Genomic DNA, 25,173 nt, shown 5'->3' with positions numbered 1-25,173 from the left:
CGCCATCGCCGCTCGCCTACCCGTCCCTGGGGGCGGGGCCGCCGGACCCGGCCGGGTACTCCTCGAGCGGCACGAGATCGTTGGACCAGGCGGACATGACCGGGGTGAGGACCCGCCATGCCTCTTCGGCCTCGTCGCCCCGGATGGACAGGGCGGCGTCGCCCCGCAGGACGTCCAGTAGCAGCCGGCCGTAGGCGGGGAGGTCGGCGGGCTCCATCTGGGCGGTCATGGTGAGGGGAGTGAGGGTCTGCGGACCGGAGCCGATTCCGGTGAGCGCCAGGGTGACGCTCTCCGGGTCGAGTCCGAAGCGGAGCACGTTGGGCACAGCCTCTCCGCTATGGCCGAAGGGCAGGTGGGGGACGGGCCGGAAGCGGACCGCGACCTCCTTGCGGTCGTCCTTGAGCGCCTTACCGCTGCGCAGCCGGAAGGTGGTGCCGGACCAGCGCCAGCTGTCCAGTTGCAGTTCCACCTCGGCGAAGGTCTCGGTGCGCCCCCGCGGGTCCACGCCGTCCTCGTCGACGTAGGCGGGGACCCTGCGGTCACCGATGCGGCCGGCGAGATAGCGCGCCCGGCGAGTGCGTCTCAGAACGTCCTCGTCGGTGAGCGGGCGCACCGAGCGCAGCACGTCGATCTTCCGGTCGCGCAGGTCGCGCTCGCCCAGGCTGAGCGGAGGCTCCATGGCCACCAGGCACAGCACCTGGAGGAGGTGGTTCTGCACCATGTCCTTGAGCGCCCCGACGCCGTCGTAGTAGCCGGCCCTGCCTTCCAGGGCGAGGGACTCGTCCCACACGATCTCTATCTCGGAGATGTGCGCGCTGTTCCAGAGGGGTTCGAGCACGCGGTTGGCCAGGCGGCTGCCGAGCAGGTTCTGGACGGTGGTCATGGCGAGGAAGTGGTCGACGCGGAACACCGCCTGCTCGGGGACGACCTCGGACAGCAGCCGGTTCAGCTCCTGCGCGTCGGCCAGGTTCTCGCCGAAGGGCTTCTCCAGGACGATCCGGCTGCCCGGTGGGAGACCCGCGCCGCGCAGGGCGGTGACGGCACCGGGGAACACCGCCGGGGGGAGGGCGAAATAGAGCGCGACCGGCCCGTCACCGGTGATGAGCGAGGCGAGGTCGGTGGGGTCGGTGGCGTCGGCTCGCTGGAAGCGGGTGGCTCGGGCGACCCATCTCCTCGCGTCGGCGGGGGAGGACCCCGCGTGCCGGTCGAGCTGCTCGGCCACCCAGCCGCGGAAGCCCTCGTCGTCCCAGTCCTTCCGGTCGGCGCAGACCAGCCGGAAACCGTCGCCGAGGTGCCCGGCCGCGCGCAGGGCGGCCAGACCCGGCAGCAGGTAGCGGGCGTTGAGGTCTCCCGTGGCGCCGAAGACGACGAGCCGTTCGATCACCCTGTCCGCCCTTCCCTCGCCCGGGCGAGCGTGACGCCGCCGGCGATGACACCGATGTGGCTGAACGCCTGGGGGAAGTTGCCCATGAACGTGCCCGACGACGGGTCGATCTGCTCGGGCAGCAACCCGAGCGGACTGGCCCGGGAGCACAGCGAGGCGTACAGGTCCTCCGCCTGCTCGACCCGGCCCTGCAGCGCGAGGTTCTCGACCAGCCAGAAGCTGCACAGCAGGAAGGCGCCCTCGTCGCCGGCGAGGCCGTCGGGCGACTGGTCGTGCAGGTAGCGGTACAGCAGGCCGTCGCCGGCGGACAGGCGATCGGCGACCGCGTCCGTCGTGGCGATCATCCGCGGGTGGTCGGCCGGGACGACCTTCCGCAGGGGGAGCGCGAGCAGGCTCGCGTCCAGCCCGCCGCCGCCGTCGAGGTGCTCGCTCAGGCTCTGCGCGTCCTCGTCCCAGGACCGCTCCAGGATCAGCCGGCGCAGCTCGTCGGCCGCGTCGCGCCAGGTGGCGAGCGGCCCGGGCAGGCCGAGCCGCTCACCGATGGACGCGGCCCGGTCCAGGGCCACCTGGCACATCGCGGCCGAGTACGTGAAGACCCGGCCCTCGCTCCGCACCTCCCAGATGCCCTGGTCCGGCTGGCGCCACGCGCTCTGAGCGGTCCGGGCCAGCTCCGCCAGCCGGGACCACAGGGCGGGTTGCAGATCGCCGCCGCCGTGGAGCCACTGGTCGGCGCAGTCCAGGACCTCGCCGTAGATGTCGTGCTGGCGCTGGTCGGCGGCGCCGTTGCCCCACCGCACGGGAGCGGACCGCCGGTAGCCTTCCAGGCCCGGATCCTGGACCTCGTCGGGGACGGGATCGCCGCGGAGGGTGTACATGATCCGCGGCCGCCGGCCGCTCTCGAAGGCGTCCAGGACCCAGCCGAGGAAGGCGTCGGCCTCGTAGCCGAATCCGACGCGGCGCAACGCGAACACGGTGAAGGCCGCGTCCCGGATCCAGGCGTAGCGGTAGTCCCAGTTGCGGACCCCGCCGATCGGCGCGGGAAGCGAGGAGGTGGGCGCCGCCACCATCGAGCCGTTGATCCAGTCGTCGCACAGTTTCAGCGTGATCGTGGCGCGCCGGACCAGCGGCTCCTGCGGACCGGCGTAACCGAAGTTCCGCATCCAGCGGCGCCATGCCTCGGCGGTGTCCCGCAGCACCGCCTCAGGTTCGAACCGATGGTGGCGATGGACGCGGCCCCAGGACAGCGTCATGGCGAGACGATCGCCCTGTTCCAGGTCGTGCACGGTATCTAGGCCGGTCAGCGGCCGGCTGGAGCGCAGGTGCAGGCGCAGGTCCCGCCGTCTGGGCGCCGTCACCTCCAGACCGCTGGCGAGGGCGCGGGTCTGCGCACCGCCCCAGGGCCGCAGCTCCGCCCGCAGGCGGACGGTCCCGTCCAGGACGACGGCGGACCGGACGAGCTCGCCCCGGCTCGCGCCCGCGTCGTCCGACAGGTCCGCGTCCGCGCGGAGGCCCAGCGCGTCGGTGACCCTGACCAGGCCCGTCGGGCCGCGCATCTCGGTCACCAGCACCGCGGTGTCGGGCTCGTAGTACTGGCGGGCCTCCCGCAGACCGTCCACCGTGAGGGCGAAATGGCCGCCGCGTTCGTGATCCAGCAGGCCGCACAGCAGCGGGTCGCTGTCGAAGCGGGGCAGGCACAGCCACGGGATCGAGCCGTCCGAACCGACGAGCGCCGCCGTCGCGCCGTCCCCGATCAGGCCCAGATCCTCCAGCCGCTGGTAGCCGTCCTCGCGGCGGACCGCCCGGAAGGGCGGGTCTGGATCGAGCATGGCGAACGTCTCCTCCTCAATTCCGTCCGGGCGTCGGGCCGATCCGAAGGGCCTTACGACTGGGAGCCGGCCATCACGTCGTTCACGGGGAAACGCGCAGGCCGCCCCGTCAGGACCCGCACGGCTTCTTCGGCGGCGATGCGCCGCACCGTCCTGACGGCCTCCTGGGAGTAGTAGGCGGCATGCGGAGTGATGATCGTGTTGGGCAGCTCGAGAAGGGGGTTGCGCGGACGCCAGTCGCGTTGCTTCGCGGGCTCCTCTTCGAGGTCGTCCAGAGCGGCGCCGGCGATCCACCCCTCGGCCAGGGCCTGGTGGAGCGCCGCGTCCTCCACGATGGGCCCGCGTGCGGTGTTGACGAGGATGGCGGTCCGCTTCATCCGGCGGAGCGTCGCGCGGTCGAAGGTGTGGTGCGTCTGCGGGGTGAGCGGCGATTGGACCACCAGGTAGTCGGCGCCTTCCACGAGGTCGTCGAAGGACACCGGCCGCACGCCGCGCGAGCGGATCTCGGCCTCGTCGATGAACGGGTCGCATGCCCAGACCTCGACGCCGAACGCCTGCGCGCGTTCGGCGATGAGCCGCGCGATGGCGCCGAAGGACAGCAGCCCGAACACCCGCCCCCGCAGCCGCCAGATCGGCCGTCCGGTCTTCCAGTGCCATTCGCCCTGCCGCGTCGCCCGGTCGTACGGGCAGATCTTTCGAGCGGCGGCGAGCCAGAGCGCGACGGCGTGATCGGCGACCTCTTCGGCGCACCACTCGTTCGGCGCGTTGGTGACCTGGACGCCCCGCCGGGTCGCCGCGTCGACGTCGACGATGTCGACGCCCGTTCCGTAGCGGGCGATCACCCGGCAGCGGGTGAGGGCGTCGATGGCGCGGGAACCGACCCGCGCGTACTGGGTCAGGACGCCGTCGGCGTCCCGGCCCTTCTCGATCACCTCGTCCTCGCTCTTGCACTGCGCGGCGACGAGACGGAATCCGGCGTCCTCGATGATGGCGCGCTCGATGTCCACGTCGCCGAAGTCGAAGTCGGCGATCAGGATCGTGCCGTTCGAGTCAGTGCGAGTCACGCGGAATCCCCTTGGTGTTGGTGAGGTCCTGGTACGGCACGGCGAGTTCCAGACAGCCCCCGCTGTCCAGCTGCCCGACCGTGGAGCGGTAGATCTCCTGCCACGGCGTCTGGTTCTCGAAGGCCGGCGGTGCGTGCTCGGCCCACCGCGCGGCGATCTCCTCCTCCGGCAGCAGGACGTCGACGCGCGCGTTGTCCAGGTCGATGCGGATCCGGTCGCCGGTGCGCAGGATGGCGAGGGTGCCGCCGATCGCGGCCTCGGGGCTGGCGTTGAGGATGGACGGTGCGTCCGACGTGCCGCTCTGCCGGCCGTCGCCGAGCGTGGGAAGCGACGCGACGCCCCGCTGGACGACCGCGGACGGGAGCTCCATGTTGACGACCTCGGCCGAACCCGGATAGCCGATGGGTCCCGTGTAGCGGATGACGAGGATGCAGCGGTCGTCGATGTCCAGCTCGGGATCTTCGATGCGGGCGTGGTAGTCCTCCGGTCCGTCGAAGACGATGGCGCGAAGGTCGACCGTCTGCGGCTCACCGGGTTCTGGAAGGTAGCGGGCCCGGAAGTCGTCGGTGATGACCGACGTCTTCATGACCGCGGAGTCGAACAGGTTCCCGGACATGACGAGAAGCCCGCCCCGCGGTGCGACGGGGTCGTCGAAGGGGCGGATGACCGCGGGGTCGGCGGGTGGGACGCCGTCCAGGTTCTCGGCGATGGTGCGGCCGGAGACCGTCATCGCGTCGCCGTGCAGACGCCCCGCCGTCAGCAGCGACCGCATCACCGCGGGGACGCCGCCGGCGCGGTAGAAGTCCTCGCCGAGGAACTCCCCGGCAGGGGCGGTGTTCGCCAGGACCGGGACGTCGGCGCCGACCCGCTGCCAGTCGTGGTTGGACAGGGCCACCCCGGCGTGCCGCGCGATGGCGTTGATGTGGATGGGGACGTTGGTCGACGCGGCGATGGCCGAGGCGACCGCGATCGCGTTCTCGAAGGCCCGCATCGTCATGATCTTGCGCGGTGTCACGTCCTCGCGCACCAGGTCCACCGCCCGGCGGCCCGTGTAGTAGGCCATCTGCGCCCGCTCGCGATAGGGGGCCGGGATCGCGGCACAACCGGGCAGGGACATCCCCAGCGCCTCGGCCAGGCTGTTCATCGACAGCGCGGTGCCCATCGTGTTGCAGTGCCCGATGCTGGGCGCGGACGCGCACACGCGCGACATGTACTCCTCATAGTCGATCTCCCCGGCGGCCAGGAGCCGCTTCGACCGCCAGATCACCAGCCCCGAGCCCGTCCGCATGCCGTTGTGATAGCCGTTGAGCATCGGCCCCCCGGACAGGACGATCGCGGGGACGTTCACCGTCGCCGCCGCCATCAGGCACGCGGGCGTGGTCTTGTCGCAGCCCGTCGTCAGGACCACTCCGTCCAGCGGATATCCGTAGAGCACCTCGACAAGCCCGAGATAGGCGAGATTGCGGTCCAGCGCCGCGGTGGGGCGCTTGCCGGTCTCCTGCAGGGGATGGACGGGGAACTCGAACGGGATGCCGCCGCCGTCGCGGACGCCGTCCCTGACCCGGTCGGCCAGGTCGAGATGGTGCCGGTTGCAGGGGACGAGGTCGTTGCCCGTCTGGGCGATGCCGATGATCGGCCGTCCCGCCTGGAGTTCTGCGGCGGTGAGGCCGAAGTTGAGAAAGCGTTCGAGGTACAGGGCGGTCATCTCCGGGTTGGCCGGATCGTCCCACCAGGCCTGGCTGCGCAGCTTCCCCTTGACGTGCTCCGTCGGTGGCATGACGCTCCTCGCCGGCTCGTCCGGACGCTCGCGTGACGAGTCCGGCACGACGCCCTCCTGCGCGCAGAGCTACCCGGCACCCGGCCCGATATCCGATCGACGTGCGAAAACAACGGCAAAGATCACCTACACCGTCCCCGGCGCACCGGTGGGCGCCGGACGTCCAGCGCGCCGACGGTCTGCTCGAGGTTGGCCTTGCGCCGGGAGCCGACGATGGCGACCTGGACGGCGGGGTGCGCCAGCACCCACGCCACCGCGAGCTGCCCGACGGTGGCTCCCCGGCTCTTGCGCGAAGCGACGAAGCTCGTCGACCACCCGCAGGTTGCGGCGGAACGCGTCCCCGGTGAAATCCGGGCTGGCCGACCGCCAGTCGTTCGCGGGAAAGGTCGTGTCCTCCGTGAGCCTGCCGCCCAGGAGCCCGTGCGCCAAGGGGCCGTAGGCCAGTACGCCCAGGTCGTGCTCGGCGGCATAGGGCAGCGCATCGGCCTCGATATCGCGCAGGAGCAGACGGTAGGGCGATTGCAGTGCCTCGACCTGCCGTTCGGCCGAGAAGGCACGCAACTGCCCGGCGTCGACATTCGAGACACCGACATGGCCGATGAGCCCCTCGTCGACCAGGTCCCACAGCGCCGCCGCGGTCTCCGCCGGCGGTGTCCTCGGGTCGGGCCAATGGACCTGATACAGGTCGATGGGGTCGATCCCCAGCGCGTCCAGGCTCTCCTCCACACCGCGCCGGATCCATGTCGGGCTGGAATCGCGGACCAGCGTGTCGCCGTCCATGCGCAGCCGACCTTTGGTGGCTATGACCACCTGGTCCATCTCACCGGCCAGCGCCCTCCCCAGCAGGCGTTCCGCGGTCCCGAACCCGTATCCCTGTGCGGTGTCGAAGATGTTGACGCCCAGGCCGCGGGCGTGGTGGATGCTCTCGATCGCCGACCGCTCGTCGACCTCGCCCCATTCCCCGGCCGAACTGCCATGTGCCGTACGCGATCGGCGTGACGCGCAGCCGAGTGCGGCCAAGCTCTACCGTCTCCATCCTTTGCGCCCTCCGGTGAGTCCCACCTGCGGCGCCACCTACCCGAGCTGCTCCGCGGAACCCGCCACAGCCCGAACACGGCAGGTCATCGGGCCGGAATGCTCCCCGAGGGCCGGCCGGGCGATCGGCATGGGCGTGCCGTCCAGGGTCACAAAGCCTTCCGAGCCGCGGCTCGGTCGCTTCGGTGACGTATCGGGAGCGGTCGCGAGATCACTCACGCGTATGCGGGACGCACGCGACAGATCCGGGGTCGGCAGAACGTTATCGGAGTTCCTGTCGTCTGCACGGATTGCACCGATCTGCACCAAGAAACATCACGAAAGTACTAAATGATGCCAAAAACTCGTGGGCACTGGGCGGCGGGAGATGCCGAGGTAGAAGAAGTGCTCGGCGGGAAGGATGCTGCTCATGATGGAAGTGTTGGCCGGTGAACTGGCCGCTCACATTACGACTCTCCACAAGGTTTTGATCGCGATCGGGGTTGTGGTGCTGCTGCTCGTGCTCGTGGTCGCGCGGATCGTCGTGGTCCGGCGGCACGGCCGACATGGCCGGTGATTCACACCGAAGAGGCCACCGGTTCGACCCGGTATCGCAAACCCCGAGTTCATTCGGTAGATCGCGCCAAGAAGGGCAGCAACCTCCACGTCCTGTCCGCCGCCTTCCTGACGCTCCCCGCAGCCCAGATCTTGGTAGATGACGTGCTGCTCTGAGGACGCCGGCCACGAGACGGCCGGACGTGCCGCCGTCAGCTACCGGTCGCCGATATCGCGTGGGTGGCGCTGGCGAGGACGGAGGCCGGGCCGGTGGGCGGGACGTGGGTGGCGAACTCCCACAGGCGGTCACCCGAGAAACGGGTGTAGTAGCGCTCGGGGCCCAGCCCGAAGAAGACCTGGTCGGGCCGGAACCAGACATCGGGGCGTATCGCCGTGTAGGTCTCCGACTGGATGGAGATGCTCACGACCAGAGCTCCGCCGTCGGCCGTCTTGAGCGCGTAGACGGGCTGGGGGCGGGCCTTCCAGCCCGTCCCTCCCGACCACCGGTGTCCGCCGTTGGTCCTGTTCACCGACTTGGCCCAGCTCTTGCCGAGCTGCGAGGTGAGCGGCCCCGGGGCGAGCCCGGCGGGATGCTTGCCGAGCGCCGCCGCGCTCAGGTAGTCGGAGACCTTGGTACCGACACCGAGGGCGGCTCCCGTCGTGACGGCCGTCGCCGAGCCGTCGGCGTTGCGGGCGATCACCGGGAACTTCTGGCCCTTCGCCAGCCATGGGCCGGCGGTCGCCTTGTAGGAGCCGCCTCCGGTGTCCACGAACACGAGCATCTCGGTCTCCCCGCCCTCGGTCGACGTCGCCGTGACGACGAACCACGCGGGGCCCGTGGTGTGCGGGATGAAGAAGTGGGCGTTCCGGTAGAAGAAAGCGGGAATCTTCTTTTCCTGCTTGGCCCGGATCCGCTTGTTGCCCGCCAGATCGACCTCGAGCATGGGGCCGGTCTCGTTGGAGCGCAGCAGCGCGTCGGAGACCTGCGCGTTCGCCCGGTTGTTGACCTTCTGGTAATTGGCGAAAATGGCCTTTGCCTGCGCTTCGGTCACCGCCGTGACCGCGGGCTGCCGGCTCGGCGAGGTCCGGGGGCCGGTCGTGTGCTCGTGCCCGTCGGCGGCACTGGCGCCGCATCCGGTGGCGAGCGTTCCGAGGACGGCGGCCCCCATCAGGACATGGAGTCGAACCCTCGGCGGCTGCTTCGTGTCTGGCATCTCGTGCTCCGGTCTTGCCGGGCCGCACGTGGTCGACGGCCTCCAGAGATGACAGTGCGCGTGTTGGAGTAGGTCGCAACCGGGCGGGGCCTCGCGGGCTCCCTCACGAACCGGTCCTCGTCGTCCACACCGAGCCCATGAACGACGCCGGCCAACTGTTCACCCCGCCGCCCGATCGCTTGCAAGCATCGATGTGCGTTCGTGGTCAGTACACCGTGCTGGTCCGGTCGGTCCGCCGGGCCGTGTCGGGTTTCGTGGTCTTCCAACTGCTCCAGAAGACCATCGGCTTACGCCGTCGGTTGGCGGGTACGCAGCCCTCGGCGGCTCACAGCGAGGTCATCGACGCGTTCCCAAGCCTGGCCTGGCGCCGTCGGCCCATGCAGGACCCACCCGTGGTCCAGGTAGCTCATCGGCGATACCAGCCGGGTCGTCTGGAGGCCAGTGACCCGGGTGTCGGCCTGGCCCCCGTCCCAGGGGAGTCGGCCAGGGTTCTTCACGGGCGCGACGTCGGCCCCCGGAGGGCGAGCCTCGAATCAGGCACGAGAGAGCGGAAGAGCCGCACGGCCACCAGTGCCGGTGCTTCGAACAGCTCCGCCCACGTGGGCGGGTACGAGAAGGAGAACGTGATGGCGAAGGTGCTTTTCGTGGTGTCAGGGGCGACGTACCTGGTGCTGAAGGACGGAACGAGGTACGCCACCGGCTACTGGGCCGAGGAGTTCGCGATGCCCTACAAGGCGCTGACGGACGCCGGCCACGAGGTCGTGGTGGCGACCCCCGGAGGGACGACGCCGAACGTCGACATGATGAGCCTGCGTCCCTCGATGGCGGGCGGTGAGCAGGGGGCTCTCGAGCTGGAGGAGATCATCCGGTCCGCCGAAGTGATGCGGCGGCCGCTGAAGCTGTCCGACGCCCGCCTGGAGGACTACGACGCGGTCTACCTGCCCGGCGGCCACGGCCCGATGCAGGATCTCGCCTTCGACGCCGACGCGGGTCGGCTGCTGACGGCGGCGCTCGCCTCGGGCAAGCCGCTGGCGATCGTGTGCCACGCCCCGTCCGCGATGCTGGCCACCCGGATCCACGGCGAGTCGCCCTTCAAGGGCTACCGGGTGACCGCCTTCACCAACGAGGAGGAGGAAGCCGTCGGGCTGGCCTCCCGATGCCAATGGCTGCTGGAGGACGAGCTGAAGGAGAAGGTCGGCGTCGAGTTCAGCCGCGGCCCGATCTGGGAGCCGTACATGGTGGAGGACCGCAACCTGATCACCGGGCAGAACCCCCACTCGGCCCAGATCCTGGCGGACCGACTGCTGAAGATCCTCGTGTGACGGCGTCCGCGACCGGCCAAGGTCCCCCTGCCGATGGTGTGGAGTTGGCCGAGGCCGGTCGCGGGCGCAGCGGGGGCTGCGTCGCTGTTGCTCCCGGGCCTGACCCGGTTGCAGATGTCGAAGGTCTGGCCCGAGGAAGACGGCAGCCCGACCCACGCTGAGACGTGATCACGGTCGGAACGTGGGCCGAGCCGGGCCCGGGATCGCACTGGTGCAGTGGGCCGTGCCCTGGAGGGAAGCCGGCACCCGGGCGGAGGCAGTCCCTCTTCGAGGCGGAGGTTCGCGACGATGAACACTCACCAGCCGGACGACCAGGCGGTCCTCATGCCGGTTCTGCCCGAGGACATCGACTGGAGGCCCTTTCCTGCGTTCCCGCCGACGGCCCGCCTCGCCGTCGTCGTGGGTCGTCCGGCGGAGCCTGCACCGTACGTGGTCCGGGTCAAGGTGCCGTCCGGCGTCAGGCTGATGCCCCACAGGCACCACGAGGACCGTGTCTACACGGTTGTGTCCGGCGTGTTCTACATCGGCCTAGGCGAGAGGTTCGACGCCGGGAAACTGCGGGCGTACCCGCCGGGAGCGGTCATCGTCCTGCCCGGCGGCACGCCTCACTTCCACTGGGCGCGATCCGGCGAGTACGTGACTCAGGTGACGGCGATGGGACCGATCAGCCTCGACTACGTAGACCCCGAAGACGACCCGCGGCGCCGGTGAGCCGTTCTCGGAAGACCCTCGCGACCAGGCGCAGAAAGCCAGTCGATCAGAATCGGCGAAAGTCTCGCCGTGGTCCGCGTCGATGAAGTGGAGTGGCCGGCGTCGCAGACGCAGCCTCCTCCCGATGAGCGGTCTACCGATGCGGCGGTGACGGTGGGCGGATGCGCGTCGCGATGTTGTGGCTTTCCTGCGGGGGAGACGAGCAGGCCGCCGTGCGTCTCCGCGCCTGGGGCGCCCGCGAGCGCCCCAGGCGACAACTTACCTAGCGAAGCGTTTTGAAGGCCGCACGAATCTCCTGGCAGAAGAGCTGCGGCTGCTCCCATGCGGCGAAGTGGCCGCCCTTGTCGACCTCGTTCCAGTAGATGAGGTTGCCGAAGGTCCGATCACCCCAGCTCCGTGGCGCGCGGTAGATCTCGCCGGGGAACACCGTGACCGCGACCGGGACAGTGGGGATGTCGACGGCGTTGAACGGGCCGCCGCCGGCCTGTGCGCCTTCCCAGTACGACCGGGACGACGATGCCCCGGTGTTGGTCAGCCAGTAGAGCGAGATGGCGTCGAGCATCTCGTCGTAGGTGAGGACCTTCTCGGGCTCGCCGCCGCTGTCGGTCCACTCCGCGATCTTGTCGTAGTAGTAGGCCGCCATCGCGACCGGGGAGTCGGCGAGGGCGTAGCCGATCGTCTGCGGGCTCTGGTTCATCATCGCGGCGTAGCCGAAGCCGTCGCGGTAGAAGTGCAGCAGCCGGTCGTAGGCGATCTTCTCGCGGGCCGACAGCGTGGCGGGTGCGGGGTCGAAGTTGCGCAGGTGCCGGAGGACGTCCGCCGGCACGGTTCCGGGCATGTTGACGTGGATGCCGAGGAGTCCCTTGGGGCCCTGGGTCGCGAGGACCTCGGAGATGATCGCGCCCCAGTCGCCGCCCTGGGACACGTACCGCGGATAGCCGAGCCGGAGCATGAGCTCGTGGAACGCCTTCGCCATCCGGGCCGGGTTCCAGCCGGTCGTCGTCGGCTTGCCCGAGAAGCCGTAGCCGGGCATGGTCGGAAGGACCAGGTGGAAGGCGTCCTCGGCGCGCCCGCCGTGGGCCGTCGGGTTCGTCAGCGGTCCGATGACCTTCAGCAGTTCGATGATGGAGCCCGGCCAGCCGTGCGTCATGAGCAGGGGCAGGGCGTCGGCGTGCGTGGAGCGGATGTGCGCGAACTGGATGTCCAGCCCGCCGATCCGGGTGATGAACTGGGGGAGGGCGTTGAGCCTCGCCTCGACACCGCGCCAGTTGTAGCCGGTGGCCCAGTACTCGACGAGCGGGCGGAGCTTCGCGAGCTGGGCACCCTGGGACCGGTCGCCGACGGTCTCCTTGTCCGGCCAGCGCGTCGCCCTCAGCCGCCGCCGGAGGTCGTTGATCTCCTTCTGCGGGACGCTGATGCGGAAGGGACGGACGCCGGTGGCCTGCTCGTCGAGGTCGAGGGCGGCTCCGGCCGCCGCCGGATCGGGCGCTGCGGCCAGAGCCCGCCCGGGCATCCCGAGCTGGGCGCCGACGGCGACCCCGGCGGCGAGCCCCAGGAACACGCGGCGGTCGGTGCTGATCTGGTCGCTCTTCTCGTTCGTGGCCATGGGAACTCCTGTGAAGGGGGGTGGGGACGTGGTTCGAACCGCCGAACCTGACGCGAGGCCCCGTGCCTCCGCTGGGCAGGCCGGCCGCGTCCTGACACTGATCACGGTCGCGTGGCGATGGGGTGCGTTGCGCCGGTGAGCGTCCCTGGGGCCACCCTGGCCGTCCCTGGGCCCCTACTGGGGCGTCCTCGGGCCCTCCTGGACCGGCTCCTCCTGGGCAGGGCACGGCGGCTGCGCCGTCCTCCGCCGAACGGCTCAGCCCGTTCTCGACGCCGGTCGAAGGGCGAAGGCTATGCCGACGGCAACGCGCGCTTCTGCTCGGCCAGAGCGGCGCCGAGTTCCCGGCGGGAGGCGATGCCGAGCTTGCTGAAGATGTTGCGCAGGTGCCATTCGACCGTGCGGGCGCTGATGAACAGCTGGGTTCCGATTTCGGAATTGGTGCGGCCTTCACGCGCCAGCCTGGCGATGAGGGCCTCCTTGGCGGTCAGGGCACCGGCGGCCTCGACGGTATGCCGTACACGTTCACCGGTGGCCAGCAGTTCGCGCCGGGCGCGTTCGGCGAACGCGGCCATGCCCAGGTCCGCGAACAGCTCGTGGGCGGTGCGCACCTGGGTGCGGGCATCGGCGCGACGGTCCTGGCCGCGGAGCCACTCGCCGTACAGCAGGTGGGCGCGGGCGAGCTCGGGGCGGAGCGGGGTGCGGGCGAGCCGCTCGATCGCCTCGGCGAAGAGGTCTTCGGCGAGCTCGCCCTCGCTCAGCAGCGCGCGGCAGCGGGCCTCGAGCCCCAATCCGAAATCGGCCCCGACCGCACGGGAGGCGGCGGCGAATCGCGACAGCGCGTCTCGTGCGATCCCGGTCTCGCCGCTGTGCGCCGCGGCCTCGACGAGTTCGGGCAGTGCCCAGAGCGAGACGTACAGGCCGGGGGCGTCCTCGCTGGACGCCGTCGCGGCGGCGAGCGCCTCGCCGTACCGGCCGAGCCCGTTGTAGAGGATGGCGGCCGTCCAGTTCGCATAGGCCACCGCGATGCCCTGCCCGCCCGCGGTGGCCTCGCTGATCACCGTTTCGATCAGCGGGACGGCGTTGGCCTCGTCGCCCCGCATGCACACCAGTGCCAGCGCCGTGTAGGGGGCGGCGGGACTGCCCGTCGCCTCGCACACCGCGTCGGCCTCGGCGTCCAGCAGCTCGGCCGCAGCGAAGTCGCCGCTCCACACGGTCGCCGTTCCGAGCGCCCCCAGCATGACCGGAAGGCGGTCGAGCGCGCCCACCTCGCGGCAGACATGGACCTGCCGTTCGAGGATCGTGCGCCAGGGGGTGTAGTCCAGCAGGGCGCTGGCGGTGGCTTGGGCGAACCAGCCCCACTGCAGATCGTCCTTGGCGGGGATGCCGGTCGCGGTGAAGCGCTCCACCACCTCCCGGAGGACGGGCGCGGCCGTGGCGGGCCCCCGGGTGACGAGGAGGGTGAGGGCGGAGAGGAGGATCTCGGGAAGCCCCAGCGGGTGCGCCGGCGGCGTGCGGGCCTGGACGGCGGCCGACACCTCGGCCAGATCCGCTGAGGTCGCCGACCGGCCGGCGAGGAGAGCGGCGAGCCACGCCGTCAGATACGTGTCGCTAGCCAGATCGGCGTCGAGGGGCTCCAGGCGCCGGGCCGCCTTCAACAGCAGCGCCGGGGCCTCGCCGCCCAGCCCGGAGGCGAAGTCGATCTCCGCGTACAGCAGGTCGATCCGGGCGCTCTGCAGCTCGTCGAGCGGATCGACCCGTGCCATCGCGAGCAGTTCCAGAGCCGTGCCGAACTCGCCCGCCTGCACGTGGGTCTGTGCCGCCGCCAGCATGCGGTCGGCACGACGGGACGGGTCCACGGTCAGCGCCGCCGCGCGCTGCAGGAACGCCGCGGCCGCCGAGAGCCCGCCGCGTGCCTGGGCGCGCATCGCCGACTGCTCGAGGTCGTCCGCCAGCTCCTCGTCCGGTCCCGTCGCGGCTTGGGAGAGGTGCCAGGCCCGGCGATCGGGATCGATCGTCCGGTCGGTGACCTCGGCGAGGGCGAGATGCGCCGCGCGGCGGTCGTGCTCGGGGGCCGACAGGTAGGCGGCCGAGCGCAGCATGGGGTGCCGGAAGCTCACCTGCGCGCCGAACTCCGCAAGCCCCGCCGTCTCGGCCTGGATCGCGATCCCGAGCCGATCGGCGGCGCGCCATACCAGCGAGGTGTCGCCGGAGGGTTCGGCCGCCGCCAGTTGCAGGAGCCGGCGCGACTCGGGTGGTAGCGCCTCCAGCTGGCGGCGGAAACTGTCCTCGATCCGCGCCGACAGCGACACGACGCCCGGCAGCCCGAAGCCGCCCGCCAGCTGAGTCTGGGTGAGGCCGCGCGGCAGTTCCAGCAGCGCCAGAGGATTGCCGCGCGTCTCGGCGACGATCTGGTCGCGCACCTGCTCGTCCAGCGGCCCGTGCAGTGCGGACTCCAGCAGGATCCGGGCATCGGCCTCCGGCAGACCGGTCACATGCAGCTCGGGCAGGCCGGCCAGCTCGTCCCTGGGACTTCTGGTTCCGAACACTATTCCGACGGGGTCCGCTCCCAGCCTCCGCGCGACGAATCCCAGCGAGAGCGCGGAAGCACGGTCGATCCAGTGCTGATCGTCGACCACGCAGATCAGCGGCTGCTCCTCCGCCGCCTCCGACAGCAGGCTGAGGACCGCCAGTCCCACGAGGAACCGCTCCGGCACAGGGCCCTCGGCCAGCCCGAAGGCGACCTGCAACGCGTCCCGCTGAGGAGCCGGCAACCGGTCCAGCCGGTCCAGCATCGGCAGGCAGAGCTGATGAACGCCCGCGAACGCCAGCTCCACCTCCGACTGGACGCCCGCCACGCGCATGACCCGGCAGCCCGTGGCCTGCTCGCCGAGGTACTCCAGCAGCGCGGTCTTGCCCACCCCGGGATCCCCGCGGAGCACCAGGGCGCGGCTCTCTCCGCCCCGAACGGCCTTGAGGAACTCGGCGAGCACTTCCCGCTCGTCCTGGCGGTCGACCAGACGAGTCTTGCGGCGGAGCCGCCGATCCCGGCTCATGTCAGGTGATGGCCGCGGGCGCCGGCGGACGGTGGCTGGCGGTGCGCTCCCGCGTCCGCCGAAGAGCAGGGTGCCGTTCCGCCGACGTCAGGCTCGCCATGTCCCCCACAGGGCCTCCCTGCTCCTTCGACCCATCGGATCGCGAAGTCACGGACAACGGTTGATCTTTACATGGGGCGTGCTGGTCGGCAAGGCGCCGGAGGGCGATCGGCGCCGGTGGCCGTGGGTGGACAACCGGTCCCGTCGCCCGCGTGCACCGCCATGCGTCCCAGGGCCCGTGCCAGGGACGGTCACGGGCGCGATGAGCCCGGTGGAGATCCGATGGTGGTACCGGCCCAAGCCAGGGATCGAAGCCTGGCGGGACGAAGCAGCGAACCCGGCCTAAGGAGGCCCCTCATGGACTTCACCCCTGACCGACGGCACTTCCTGGGTGTCGCCGCCGGCGCGGCGGCGCTCACTCCTTTCGGTCTCGCCGACCCGGCCGCCGGGCGACCGCTCGGTGCGCCGGCGCCGGCGAGGCGTGCGACCCGCGGGTCCTTCGGCCCGGTGAAGCAGATCAAGGCGGGCGTGTTGAACGTCGGGTACGCCGAGGCCGGGCCCGCGAACGGTCGGCCGGTCATCCTCATGCACGGCTTCCCGTACGACATCCACAGCTACGTCGACGTCGCGCCGTTGCTCGCGGCGGCGGGCTACCGGGTGATCGTGCCGTACTTCCGGGGCTACGGCACGACCAGGTTCCTGTCCGCCGAGACGCCGCGCAACGCCGACCAGGCCGCCTTCGCGCTCGACATCGTCGCGCTGATGGACGCGCTGCACATCCGCAAGGCGATCCTGGCCGGTTACGACTGGGGGTCCCGGACCGCCGACATCATCGCCGCCCTGTGGCCGCACCGCTGCAGGGCCCTGGTGTCCGTCACGGGCTACCTGATCACGAACCTGGCCGCCAATCTCGAGCCGCTGCCTCCCATGGCGGAGAACGCGTGGTGGTACCAGTACTACTTCGCCACCGAGCGGGGCGTGACGGGACTGACCCGATACCGTTACGACTTCGGCCGGTTCGTGTGGAAATTCAACTCGCCGACATGGAATTTCTCCGAAGAGACGTACCAGCGGACCGCGGCGGCGTTCGACAACCCCGATTACGTCCCCATCGTCATCGGCAATTACCGCTGGCGCCTGAGCCTCGCGCCGAGTGAGCCGGAGTACGCCGACCTGGAACGTGTCTTGCAGCGGGCTCCGGCGATCTCCGTTCCCGCGATCACGATCGACGGAAGGGACGACCCGTTCACCCCGGCAGGAAGCGGCTCGGCGTATCGCAGTAGATTCACCGGCCCCTACGACCACCGGGAGTTCGGCGTCGGCCACAACGTCCCGCAGGAGGATCCGGAGGGATTCGCTCAGGCCGTCATCGACGCCGACCGCCTTGCCGTGAGCGGCTGAACGGCGCAGGAAGCAGTCTGACCCCTGGGGAGTCGGGCGGTCCTGGGGATGCCCCTGTCGGCTGATGCCCGGGCATCGGCCAGGGACTTCCCCCGGCGCGAGGTCATGGGACGGTGAGAAGACTGGTGAGCATGATTCCCTACGCTGATCTCCACACGCCGCCGCTCTCACCCGAAAAGGCCGCCTTCGAGGCGACCGCCCTGGGCCTGCCCGATCCCCTTCCGGGCATCTCCGAGGTCAGGGACGGGCTCCTGCGCATCGTCACGCGTGCGAGCCCGCTGCTGATGCACCTGGAGGGCGAGGCCGACCTTTCCGGGCGCGACCTGCTCGCCACCGCCCTGCAGGCCGCCATCGCCTCCAGTGCCCAGGACCTGCACGTGGACCTCGGCGGTCTCGACTTCATCGACGTCGGCAACCTGTTGCTCCTCCGCCAAGCCGAACAGGAACTGATCCGCCGCGGCCGGTCCCTGTGGATGTACGAGGTTCCGGCTGTCGCCCGCAGGGCCATGCGCCTGGTCGGCTGGGAGATGCCCGGAGAGGAACCGTAGCGGCGCCCATCGGCCGTCGAGATCACTGTCTTCTGGTAAGGCGGCCGTACGTGAACAATGGGGTGTTCTGGAGTTATCGCTTGGCTCCGGCTCGACCGGGGTGTATGCAGAGTGAACTGCGACGAAGGCGGGTGGGTGGTGGCTTCAGGTAGGCGGGGCGCCGGGCGCGGTGACGGCGTCGGGTTGCTCGGGCGCGGGTCGGAGTGCGCTCAACTCGATCAGATGGTGGCGGCTGTTCGTACGGGTGAGAGCCGCGTGCTGGTGGTGCACGGTGAGGCCGGAGTGGGGAAGTCGGCGCTGCTGGAGTATGCGGGGGGTGTGGCGGCGGGGAACGCGCAGGTGTTGCGGGCGGTGGGTGTGGAATCGGAGATGGAGTTGGCGTTCGCGACGTTGCACCAGCTGTGCGCGCCGTTGCTGAACCGGTTGGGTGCTCTTCCTTCTCCGCAGCGCGATGCGTTGGAGACGGTGTTCGGCATGCGGGCGGGGGCGCCTCCGGAGCGGTTCCTGGTGGGGCTGGCGGTGCTGAGTCTGTTGTCGGACGCCTCGGAGGAGCGTCCGCTGCTGTGCGTGGTGGACGATGCGCAGTGGATGGACCGGTCTTCGGCACAGGTGCTGGGGTTCGTGGCGCGTCGGCTGCTGGCCGAGTCGGTCGCGCTGGTGTTCGGCTCACGGGAGCGCTCCCAGGAGCTTCTCGGGCTCCCGGAACTGGAGGTCACCGGTCTGAACAGCGCCGATTCCCACCTCCTGCTGGACTCGGTGACCCCGGCCCGGCTCGATCGGCGCATCCGCGATCGGATCATCGCGGAGACCAAGGGCAATCCGCTCGCTCTGCTGGAGTTGCCGCGCGGTTTGAGCCTGACCGAGGTGGCCGGCGGATTCGGTCTGCTGAACACCGATCCCCTGCCCGGTCGGATCGAGCAGAGCTTCCTCGACCGGATCCGGAGTCTCCCCGAGCGGGCCCGGCTGCTTCTGCTGCTCGCCGCCGCCGAACCGACCGGCGACATCGCCCTGGTGTGGCGGGCCGCCGAACGGCTCGGCATCGCGCCGTCGACCGCTCTGCTGAGCGAGATGGACGGGCTGCTGGTCTTCGACGTACGCGTGGTCTTCCGTCATCCGCTCGTACGGTCGGCGGTCTACGGGTCGGCGGAGCAGAAGGACCGCCAAGCGGTGCATTCGGCGTTGGCGGAGGTCACCGATCCGCAGGCCGACCCGGACCGCCGGGCCTGGCACCTCGCGTCCGCCACCGCCGGACCGGACGAGGCGGTCGCCGCGGAACTGGAGCGATCGGCCGGCCGTGCGCAGGCGCGGGGCGGGCTGGCCGCGGCGGCGGCGTTCCTGCAGCGGTCGGTGGCCTTGACGACCGAGACCTCGCAGCGCACCGAGCGCGCCCTGGCGGCCGCGGACGCGAGCCTCCGGGCAGGCGACCTCGACGCCGCACGCAGGCTCGTCCACATCGCCGACCGGAATGCCCAAGACGACTTCCAACGCGTGCGGGCTCACCTGGTCCGAGGGCACATCACGTTCGCGGCCGGCTTCAACAACGAGGCGCCGCCGATGATGCTGGCGGCCGCACAACGGCTCGAACCCTACGATCTGGACCTCGCGCGGGAGACCTATCTCCTCGCGTGGGGCACCGCGGCGTTCGCCGCCGGGGACCGGGACAGCGTCATGGCGATCTCGCGGGCGTTGCGGAGACTCCCCCCTCCAGAAAACGGTCCGCGGCCCCTGACCCTCGTCCTCGAGGGTTACGCGCTGCTGGTCACTGAAGGCCGTAGTGCCGCACTGCCCACACTGCGAAGGGCGATGGCCGCGCTCCGGGATTATCCCGTGCAGGATCTGCTGAAGTGGGGTTGGGCGGCCTGCGGTGTGAGCTGCGTCATCTGGGACGACCGGGCGATGCACGAGACGTACGCCCGGGCGGCCGAGGTGGTCCGCGCGGCCGGTGCGCTCACCGTGCTCCCCATCTACCTGGCATCGTTGGGGATCATGACCCTGTTCGCCGGTGAGTTCGCCGCGGCGGCCGGGATCGTCGCCGAATCCGAGTCCGTCGCCGCCGCGACGGGCATGCCCATCGCGCAGCACACCAAGCTCGTGCTGATGGCGATGCAGGGCAAGGAGACCGGGGCGAAGGCGCTGATCGCCGACACGATCGGATGGGCGGGCGCGGACGGCCAGCTGAACGGGGTCGTGGTCGCCCAGTGGGCGGCGGCGATCCTCTACAACGGACTGGCCCGCTACGGGGAGGCGCTGCCGGCGGCCCGGTCCAGCGTCAGCGGCGCCGACATGTGCACCGTCCAGTGGGTGCTGCCCGAGCTCGTCGAGGCCGCGGCGCGGGCCGGAGACGGCACGACCGCCCACGGTGCGCTGGAAGAGCTGGCGGACGCGACGGAGCCGTGCGGCACCGACTGGGCACAAGGGGTGCTGGCCCGCTGCCGGGCGCTGTTGAGCGAGGGCGCCGACGCGGACGGCCTCTACCGCGAGGCGATCGAGCGGTTGGAGCGGACGCTGCTGCGCCCGGAGCTGGCGCGCGCCCACCTGCTGTACGGCGAGTGGCTGCGGCGGAACCGCCGGCGGGCCGAGGCGCGGACCCACCTGCGCACGGCGTACGAGATGTTCGCGGCGATCGGGATGGAGGCGTTCGCCGAGCGCGCCCGCCGCGAGCTCCTCGCCACCGGCGAGAGCGTCCGCAAGCGCAAGAACGAGGTCCCGGCGAACGCGGAACTGACGCAGCAGGAAAGGCAGATCGCTCTCCTCGTCCGGGACGGCCTGTCGAACCCGGAGGTCGGCGCCCGCCTGTTCCTGAGCCCGCGCACGGTCGAGTGGCACCTCCGCAAGATCTTCACCAAGCTCGGGATCGGTTCCCGCAGGCAGCTCCGCGACGCCGACCTCGGGGGCGAGCCCGAGTCCGTACCGCAGTGAAGGCTCAGGGGATGAGCTGCTGGCCGCCGTCGACGTCGTAGGTCGCCCCGGTGAGGGCGGTATTGGCCATGAGGTGCAGGGCGAGCGCGGCCACGTCCGCCGGTCCGACGACCCGGCGGATCGGGAGCGTGGCGCGCAGCTGCTCCCGGCGCCGCTCCAGCCCGTCGCCGAGCAGGCGAGCCGACAGCGGGGTGTCGACGAACCCGGCGGCGATCGCGTTGACCCGGACGGGGGCGATCTCGAGGGCGGCATTCGCCGCTATGGCGGGCAGCGCGGCGGCCGCGATGGCCGCGAGGCTCAACCCCGCGCCGGGGCGGCGGGCATGGGTGCCGCTGATGAGGGTCAGCGATCCGCCGGGACGGACACGTGCCGCGCACTCCCGCACGATGCGCAGCGATCCCAGCAGATGCTCGTCGAGTACGTCCCGTGCCCGGTCGAAGTCCATCTCGGCGATCGGGGCGTAGAACGGGCCGCCTCCGCTGACCAGCACATGGTCGACCGGTGCGGGCAGCTCGCCGAAGAACCGGGCCGGCCCCTCGGCGTCGCCCAGGTCGAGCACCGCGGTCGCGGATCCGAGCTCGTCCCGGACGGAGCGGAGTCGTTCCCGGTCACGGCCGGTGATGACCAGCTTCCCGCCGACGGCGTGCACTCGCCGCGCGGTCTCCAGCCCGATGCCCGAGGTGCCACCGATGATGACGACGGTGCTCGCCGAAAGATCGTTCACTGCTCTCTCCTTGCGGACGTCGTGGGCTCCGGCACGGCGCAGGCGTGCAGCCGCGGAGCGGGGGCGGTGTGCCGTCCGGTGATGCGGCGGCTCGGGACGAACACGGCGGCCAGGACGGCGCCGGCCGCGCCGAGGCCGGCCATGACGAGCATCGCGAACCGGTAATGCGCGGCCAGCGGCCCGGCCAGGTCGTGTGCGCCGCCGGCCCCGAGAAGGACGGGGACGAGCGCGACCAGGACGACGCCGCCGACGCGGGACGCGGCGTCGTTGACGGCCGCCGCTTCGCCCAGGTCGCCGTCGTCGACGGCGGCGAGCACGCCCGCGGTGAGCGGGGCGACGGTCAGCCCGATCCCGAGGCCCCAGAGGACCGCGCCGGGCAGGATCGCCCGCGCGTACGGCTCGCCGGGCCCGGCGGCCGACAACCAGCAGAACCCGCCGGCCACCACGAGAATGCCGACGGCCATCGGCCACCGCGTCCCGACCCTGGCGACCAGGCCGCCGACCAGGGGGGAGACCAGGAGGAACACCGCGGATTCGGGGATCAGCGCCGCTCCGGCCGCGGTCGCGCTGTAGCCGAGCCGGAGCTCGCACTGCAGGACGACCAGATAGGCCGCGGCGGCCAACGCGCCGTAGAACAGCACGGTCGCCGCATTGATCGCGGTGAACGGCCGCGACCGGAACAGCGATGTCGGCAGCATCGGCCGTCGCAGGCGCCGTTCGACGGGCGCCAGCGCTGCCGAGCACACCAGCCCGAGCACTCCGGATGCCACCACGGGCGCGGTCGTCCACCCCGACTCCGGCCCCGCGGTCAGGGCGTAGATGACGCCCCCCAAGCCGACCACGGCGAGCAGCGCGCCGACGATGTCCAGCGACAGGGGCCGTAGAGCGCCGGTGCCTGCGGGAACATGGCGCAGCACCCACAGCGCGGTTGCGATGAGCGGCAGGTTGAGCAGGAAGACCCAGCGCCACGAGGCATGGTCGATCAGCCACCCGCCCCCGTAGGGCCCGACGGTGGTGCCGAGCGTCGAGATGCCGGCCCAGATCCCGATGCCGCGAGCGCGGTCGGCGGCCCGCAAGGTCCCGTTGAGCAGCGCGAGGCTGCTGGGCACGACCAGGGCTCCGCCTGCGCCCTGTACCAGCCGGGCCGCGATCAGCGCCGGCGCCGTAGGTGCGGCGGCGCAGCACACCGACGCGACGAGCATCACCAGGAGTCCGGCCACCAGGACCCGCCGCCGTCCGAAACGGTCGGCGAGCGCACCGGCGAGCAGCAGCAGCGCGGCGACCGTGATCAGGTAGCCGGTCAGCACCCACTGCAGTTCGCCGACGCTCGCGTGCAGGTCGCGGCCGATCGCGGGTACGGCCACGTTGATCATGTATGCGTCCAGGAAGCCGACCATGGAGGCGAGCACGGTGGCGGCGATGAGCGCCGTACCGGCCGTGGTGCGCAGCCGGACGGGTGCCACGGCGGCGCCCGGGCCCGCTGTGCCCGCGTTGAGGTCTGCGGTCATGGTCCTTCCCTCCTGGGGAACGTGGTGTGCATGAAGGGGGGTCATGCCGCCGGGGTGCCGGCCGAGCCGGTGGAAGCCGGGGGTTCTTCGGCGACGGCCGGGTCGCTGGGGTGGCGCGTCAGCGGCACGGTCTCGGTGGTGAGCCAGTCGGCCAGCGGAAGCGCCCGCAGGATCTCCTGCAGCCGGCCGGCTTCCACCGCCTGCCAGAGGCCGAGGTTGCGGCCCCGGCCCGGCAGCGTCCACAGGCGGGCGAGGAGGCCCTCCGCGGCCAGTTCCCGGGCGCGGGCCGCCTCGCGGGCGAGCATCTCGTCGACGATCCGCGGGCTCGCCGCGTCCGGCACATCGACGATGAACGTGACGAGGTACTCCGCACCGCCCGCCGCGCGCGGCACTTCGCCGCGTCCGGGGTCGTTGGGATGCGCGGCCAGCTCTGTGACCTCGTCGGTCCGCCAGACGCGCAGGGGCATCGAGGCCGGCGTCCGCTCCAGGTCGTCGGGGCCGTCGGCGGTGAACAGCCCGATCGTGCGCCACTCGCCCGGCCCGAGCGGGGGACGCCACAGGCGCAGGACCCGTCCCCGGGCGGCCAGCTCGCGGGTGTTCGCGGCCTCCCGCGCCCGAACGTCGGCCACCTCGTGCGCCGGCGTGCCCTCGGGCACGTGCGTTGTCATCTCGACCAGGTACTCGCTTTCCATGACCAACCTTCCCTTTCGTCGGTCCTTCCACGGTCGGCCCGGCGGGAGGTCCTCGCGCCAGGGAGTGTCCCTGGCTCCCCGGGACCCAGGGACACTCCCTGGCGCGACCGGGCGGCCGGTCGCGCGAGCGTTGCGTTGTGGAGATCCCCATCGAACGCAGGAGGCGTAGATCATGGACATGAAGCTCGAGGTCGTGGTGGTGCCGGTCTCGGATGTGGACCGGGCCAAGGACTTCTACACGGGGCTGGGCTGGCGGTTGGACGCCGACGTCGCGACCGGCGCGGACTTCCGGGTGGTGCAGGTGACTCCGCCCGGGTCGCCGGCGTCGGTCATCTTCGGGACCTCGGTCACCGCGCAGGCGCCGGGCTCGGCCCAGGGCCTGCACCTGATCGTCGACGACATCACCGCCGCGCACGAGGAACTCGCTCGGCTGGGCGCCGCGCCGAGCGAGGTGTTCCACGACGCCGGTGGCGTCTTCCATCACGCCGGCACCGACGCCCGGGTGCCCGGTCCGGACCCGCAGCGCGGCAGTTACGGCTCGTTCCTGTCGTTCAGCGACCCGGACGGCAACGGCTGGGTCCTGCAGGAGATCACCACCCGCCTCCCGGGACGGTTGGACCCGGCGGTCACCGCGTTCTCCTCGGCCGCGGACCTGGCGGCGGCGCTGCGCCGGGCCGCCGCCGCGCACGGCGAGCACGAGGCGCGCATCGGCGCCGAGGACCCGGACTGGCCGGACTGGTACGCCGACTACATGGTCCGCGAGCAGGCCGGAACCGGGCTGCCGTCATGACCACGGGCGCCTACCGTGCCGTCACCGTCACCGGCCGGGGACGGTTCGAGATGGTCGAGCGCCGGCGGCACGAGCCCCCGCCGGGCCAGGTGCGGATCGGCGTCGAGGCCTGCGGGGTCTGCCACACCGACGTCCTCGCCGTCGAGGGGCGGCGGCCCGACCCCTCGGCCCCGGTCGTTCCCGGCCACGAGATCATCGGGGTGATCGAGGCCGTCGGCGACGGCGTCGGCCCGGCGTGGCGGGTCGGCGAGCGCGTCGGCGTGGGGTTCCTCGGCGGCCAGGACAACGCGTGCGACTTCTGCCGGCGCGGAGACTTCGTCAACTGCTCCGACCAGCCGCGCACCGGCACCGGCGTCGACGGCGGGTACGCGGAGGTGACGTACGCGCGGGCGACCGGCCTGGTGCGGATCCCGCCCGACCTGGAGGCGGCGGCCGGCGCGCCGCTGCTGTGCGCGGGCCTGACCGTGTACAACGCGCTGCTGTCGGCACCGGCCCGCCCGGGCTCGCTCGTCGCGGTGCAGGGCATCGGCGGCCTCGGCCACCTCGGTGTCCAGTACGCCCGGGCACTCGGCCACCGGGTCGTCGCCATCGCGCGGGGCACCGGGAAGGCGCGGCTCGCGGCCGAACTCGGCGCGCACGACTACATCGACAGCACCGCGGCCGATCCGGGTGCCGCCTTGCAGGCGCTCGGGGGAGCAGCGGTCATCGTCGCCACCGCGGCGTCGGGCGCTTCGATGTCGCCTCTGATCCCGGGACTCGCGCCCCGGGGCCAGCTGGTCGTCGTCGGAGCCGCGCCCGATCCGATCCAGGTGGCGACGACCGATCTCATCTTCGGCGGCCGCACCGTGTTCGGCAGCGTGACCGGCACGGCCATCGAGAACGAGGACAACCTGCGGTTCGCCCTCGAGCACGGCGTCCGCTCCCACAACGAGGTGTTCCCGCTGAGCGAGGCCCCGAAGGCGTATGACCGCATGGTCTCCGGCGAGGCCCGGTTCCGTGCCGTCCTCGACACCAGAGAGTGAGGCA

General features: G+C 71.5%; 19 protein-coding genes and 1 pseudogene. 8 read left to right on the top strand and 12 right to left on the bottom strand.

Annotation, left to right across the window (positions count from 1 at the left end; genetic code table 11):
* Window positions 1-16: 16 nt before the first annotated feature.
* The 6 genes and pseudogenes from J4557_RS38490 to J4557_RS38470 form a co-directional block, all read right to left on the bottom strand.
* Window positions 17-1,384 (bottom strand): glucose-6-phosphate dehydrogenase, encoded by a 1,368-nt coding sequence (locus tag J4557_RS38490; RefSeq protein ID WP_208271744.1) that lies wholly within the window; start codon window positions 1,382-1,384, stop codon window positions 17-19.
* On the bottom strand, window positions 1,381-3,210 hold the full coding sequence (locus J4557_RS38485; protein ID WP_208271743.1) for a glycoside hydrolase family 15 protein: 1,830 nt from the start codon (window positions 3,208-3,210) through the stop codon (window positions 1,381-1,383). Before J4557_RS38485 ends, J4557_RS38490 begins: the two co-directional genes overlap by 4 nt.
* Before the next feature lie 53 nt (window positions 3,211-3,263).
* Entirely contained in the window at window positions 3,264-4,274 is a 1,011-nt protein-coding gene (locus J4557_RS38480; RefSeq protein WP_208271742.1) for a C-terminal binding protein, read from the bottom strand.
* On the bottom strand, window positions 4,261-6,051 hold the full coding sequence (locus J4557_RS38475; RefSeq protein ID WP_208271741.1) for an IlvD/Edd family dehydratase: 1,791 nt from the start codon (window positions 6,049-6,051) through the stop codon (window positions 4,261-4,263). Before J4557_RS38475 ends, J4557_RS38480 begins: the two co-directional genes overlap by 14 nt.
* 122 nt (window positions 6,052-6,173) lie before the next feature.
* Window positions 6,174-6,296, bottom strand: a complete 123-nt coding sequence (locus tag J4557_RS52285; RefSeq protein ID WP_372442579.1) for a hypothetical protein — start codon at window positions 6,294-6,296, stop codon at window positions 6,174-6,176.
* Window positions 6,297-6,354: 58 nt separating this feature from the next.
* Window positions 6,355-7,071: pseudogene (locus tag J4557_RS38470) on the bottom strand (aldo/keto reductase); the annotation flags it as partial.
* A gap of 424 nt (window positions 7,072-7,495) precedes the next feature.
* Here J4557_RS38470 and J4557_RS38465 point away from each other — a divergent pair.
* On the top strand, window positions 7,496-7,642 hold the full coding sequence (locus tag J4557_RS38465; RefSeq protein WP_208271739.1) for a hypothetical protein: 147 nt from the start codon (window positions 7,496-7,498) through the stop codon (window positions 7,640-7,642).
* A gap of 190 nt (window positions 7,643-7,832) precedes the next feature.
* On the opposite strand, the gene J4557_RS38460 is transcribed toward J4557_RS38465, so the two are convergent.
* Entirely contained in the window at window positions 7,833-8,834 is a 1,002-nt protein-coding gene (locus J4557_RS38460) for a DUF8094 domain-containing protein (RefSeq protein WP_208271738.1), read from the bottom strand.
* A 626-nt stretch (window positions 8,835-9,460) separates the two neighbouring features.
* Between J4557_RS38460 and J4557_RS38455 the strand changes: the two genes are divergently transcribed.
* Entirely contained in the window at window positions 9,461-10,156 is a 696-nt protein-coding gene (locus J4557_RS38455) for a type 1 glutamine amidotransferase domain-containing protein (protein WP_208271737.1), read from the top strand.
* 324 nt (window positions 10,157-10,480) lie between these two features.
* Complete coding sequence (locus J4557_RS38450; protein ID WP_208271736.1) at window positions 10,481-10,867, top strand: cupin domain-containing protein; 387 nt, start codon at window positions 10,481-10,483, stop codon at window positions 10,865-10,867.
* A gap of 262 nt (window positions 10,868-11,129) precedes the next feature.
* Here J4557_RS38450 and J4557_RS38445 read toward each other — a convergent pair whose 3' ends face one another.
* Both J4557_RS38445 and J4557_RS38440 read right to left on the bottom strand, forming a co-directional pair.
* Window positions 11,130-12,473, bottom strand: a complete 1,344-nt coding sequence (locus J4557_RS38445) for an epoxide hydrolase family protein (RefSeq protein WP_208271735.1) — start codon at window positions 12,471-12,473, stop codon at window positions 11,130-11,132.
* Window positions 12,474-12,763: 290 nt separating this feature from the next.
* The gene (locus tag J4557_RS38440) at window positions 12,764-15,526 is read right to left on the bottom strand and encodes an ATP-binding protein (RefSeq protein WP_208271734.1); all 2,763 of its coding nucleotides are present in this window, start codon (window positions 15,524-15,526) and stop codon (window positions 12,764-12,766) included.
* Window positions 15,527-15,922: 396 nt separating this feature from the next.
* Here J4557_RS38440 and J4557_RS38435 point away from each other — a divergent pair, with 396 nt between their 5' ends.
* The 3 genes from J4557_RS38435 to J4557_RS38425 all read left to right on the top strand — a co-directional run bounded on the left by J4557_RS38435 (window position 15,923) and on the right by J4557_RS38425 (window position 20,433).
* On the top strand, window positions 15,923-16,966 hold the full coding sequence (locus J4557_RS38435) for an alpha/beta fold hydrolase (RefSeq protein WP_208271733.1): 1,044 nt from the start codon (window positions 15,923-15,925) through the stop codon (window positions 16,964-16,966).
* A 131-nt stretch (window positions 16,967-17,097) separates the two neighbouring features.
* Window positions 17,098-17,514, top strand: a complete 417-nt coding sequence (locus J4557_RS38430; protein WP_208271732.1) for an STAS domain-containing protein — start codon at window positions 17,098-17,100, stop codon at window positions 17,512-17,514.
* A 111-nt stretch (window positions 17,515-17,625) separates the two neighbouring features.
* Window positions 17,626-20,433 (top strand): AAA family ATPase, encoded by a 2,808-nt coding sequence (locus J4557_RS38425; protein WP_307800449.1) that lies wholly within the window; start codon window positions 17,626-17,628, stop codon window positions 20,431-20,433.
* 4 nt (window positions 20,434-20,437) lie between these two features.
* On the opposite strand, the gene J4557_RS38420 is transcribed toward J4557_RS38425, so the two are convergent.
* Genes J4557_RS38420 through J4557_RS38410 form a run of 3 tightly spaced genes read right to left on the bottom strand, consistent with a single transcriptional unit; the run spans window position 20,438 to window position 23,357 of the window.
* Window positions 20,438-21,157 (bottom strand): SDR family oxidoreductase, encoded by a 720-nt coding sequence (locus tag J4557_RS38420; RefSeq protein ID WP_208271730.1) that lies wholly within the window; start codon window positions 21,155-21,157, stop codon window positions 20,438-20,440.
* On the bottom strand, window positions 21,154-22,665 hold the full coding sequence (locus J4557_RS38415) for an MFS transporter (protein WP_208271729.1): 1,512 nt from the start codon (window positions 22,663-22,665) through the stop codon (window positions 21,154-21,156). Before J4557_RS38415 ends, J4557_RS38420 begins: the two co-directional genes overlap by 4 nt.
* Before the next feature lie 41 nt (window positions 22,666-22,706).
* Window positions 22,707-23,357, bottom strand: a complete 651-nt coding sequence (locus J4557_RS38410; RefSeq protein WP_208271728.1) for a muconolactone Delta-isomerase family protein — start codon at window positions 23,355-23,357, stop codon at window positions 22,707-22,709.
* Between the two features lie 172 nt (window positions 23,358-23,529).
* On the opposite strand from J4557_RS38410, the gene J4557_RS38405 reads away from it, so the two are divergent.
* Both J4557_RS38405 and J4557_RS38400 read left to right on the top strand, forming a co-directional pair.
* A complete protein-coding gene (locus J4557_RS38405) occupies window positions 23,530-24,147 on the top strand; it encodes a VOC family protein (RefSeq protein WP_208271727.1) in 618 nt (205 codons plus the stop codon).
* Window positions 24,144-25,169: an alcohol dehydrogenase catalytic domain-containing protein gene (locus J4557_RS38400; RefSeq protein WP_208271726.1), complete on the top strand. Its 1,026-nt coding sequence runs from the start codon at window positions 24,144-24,146 to the stop codon at window positions 25,167-25,169. Before J4557_RS38405 ends, J4557_RS38400 begins: the two co-directional genes overlap by 4 nt.
* The last annotated feature ends 4 nt before the right edge of the window (window positions 25,170-25,173 follow it).

Origin of the sequence: Actinomadura nitritigenes, from assembly GCF_017573545.1 — a bacterium.
GTDB lineage: Bacteria > Actinomycetota > Actinomycetes > Streptosporangiales > Streptosporangiaceae > Spirillospora > Spirillospora nitritigenes.
The sequence above is the reverse complement of the archived record's forward strand: the minus strand, read 5'-3'. Positions and strand labels throughout refer to the sequence as shown.

Bases quoted from the DNA above. Each gene is read 5' to 3' on its own strand.
- J4557_RS38485 (WP_208271743.1), bottom strand. From the start codon at position 3,210: ATGCTCGATCCAGACCCGCCCTTCCGGGCGGTCCGCCGCGAGGACGGC.
- J4557_RS38475 (WP_208271741.1), bottom strand. From the start codon at position 6,051: ATGCCACCGACGGAGCACGTCAAGGGGAAGCTGCGCAGCCAGGCCTGG.
- J4557_RS38465 (WP_208271739.1), top strand. From the start codon at position 7,496: ATGATGGAAGTGTTGGCCGGTGAACTGGCCGCTCACATTACGACTCTC.
- J4557_RS38460 (WP_208271738.1), bottom strand. From the start codon at position 8,834: ATGCCAGACACGAAGCAGCCGCCGAGGGTTCGACTCCATGTCCTGATG.
- J4557_RS38455 (WP_208271737.1), top strand. From the start codon at position 9,461: ATGGCGAAGGTGCTTTTCGTGGTGTCAGGGGCGACGTACCTGGTGCTG.
- J4557_RS38450 (WP_208271736.1), top strand. From the start codon at position 10,481: ATGCCGGTTCTGCCCGAGGACATCGACTGGAGGCCCTTTCCTGCGTTC.
- J4557_RS38445 (WP_208271735.1), bottom strand. From the start codon at position 12,473: ATGGCCACGAACGAGAAGAGCGACCAGATCAGCACCGACCGCCGCGTG.
- J4557_RS38440 (WP_208271734.1), bottom strand. From the start codon at position 15,526: ATGAGCCGGGATCGGCGGCTCCGCCGCAAGACTCGTCTGGTCGACCGC.
- J4557_RS38435 (WP_208271733.1), top strand. From the start codon at position 15,923: ATGGACTTCACCCCTGACCGACGGCACTTCCTGGGTGTCGCCGCCGGC.
- J4557_RS38430 (WP_208271732.1), top strand. From the start codon at position 17,098: ATGATTCCCTACGCTGATCTCCACACGCCGCCGCTCTCACCCGAAAAG.
- J4557_RS38415 (WP_208271729.1), bottom strand. From the start codon at position 22,665: ATGACCGCAGACCTCAACGCGGGCACAGCGGGCCCGGGCGCCGCCGTG.
- J4557_RS38410 (WP_208271728.1), bottom strand. From the start codon at position 23,357: ATGGAAAGCGAGTACCTGGTCGAGATGACAACGCACGTGCCCGAGGGC.
- J4557_RS38405 (WP_208271727.1), top strand. From the start codon at position 23,530: ATGGACATGAAGCTCGAGGTCGTGGTGGTGCCGGTCTCGGATGTGGAC.
- J4557_RS38400 (WP_208271726.1), top strand. From the start codon at position 24,144: ATGACCACGGGCGCCTACCGTGCCGTCACCGTCACCGGCCGGGGACGG.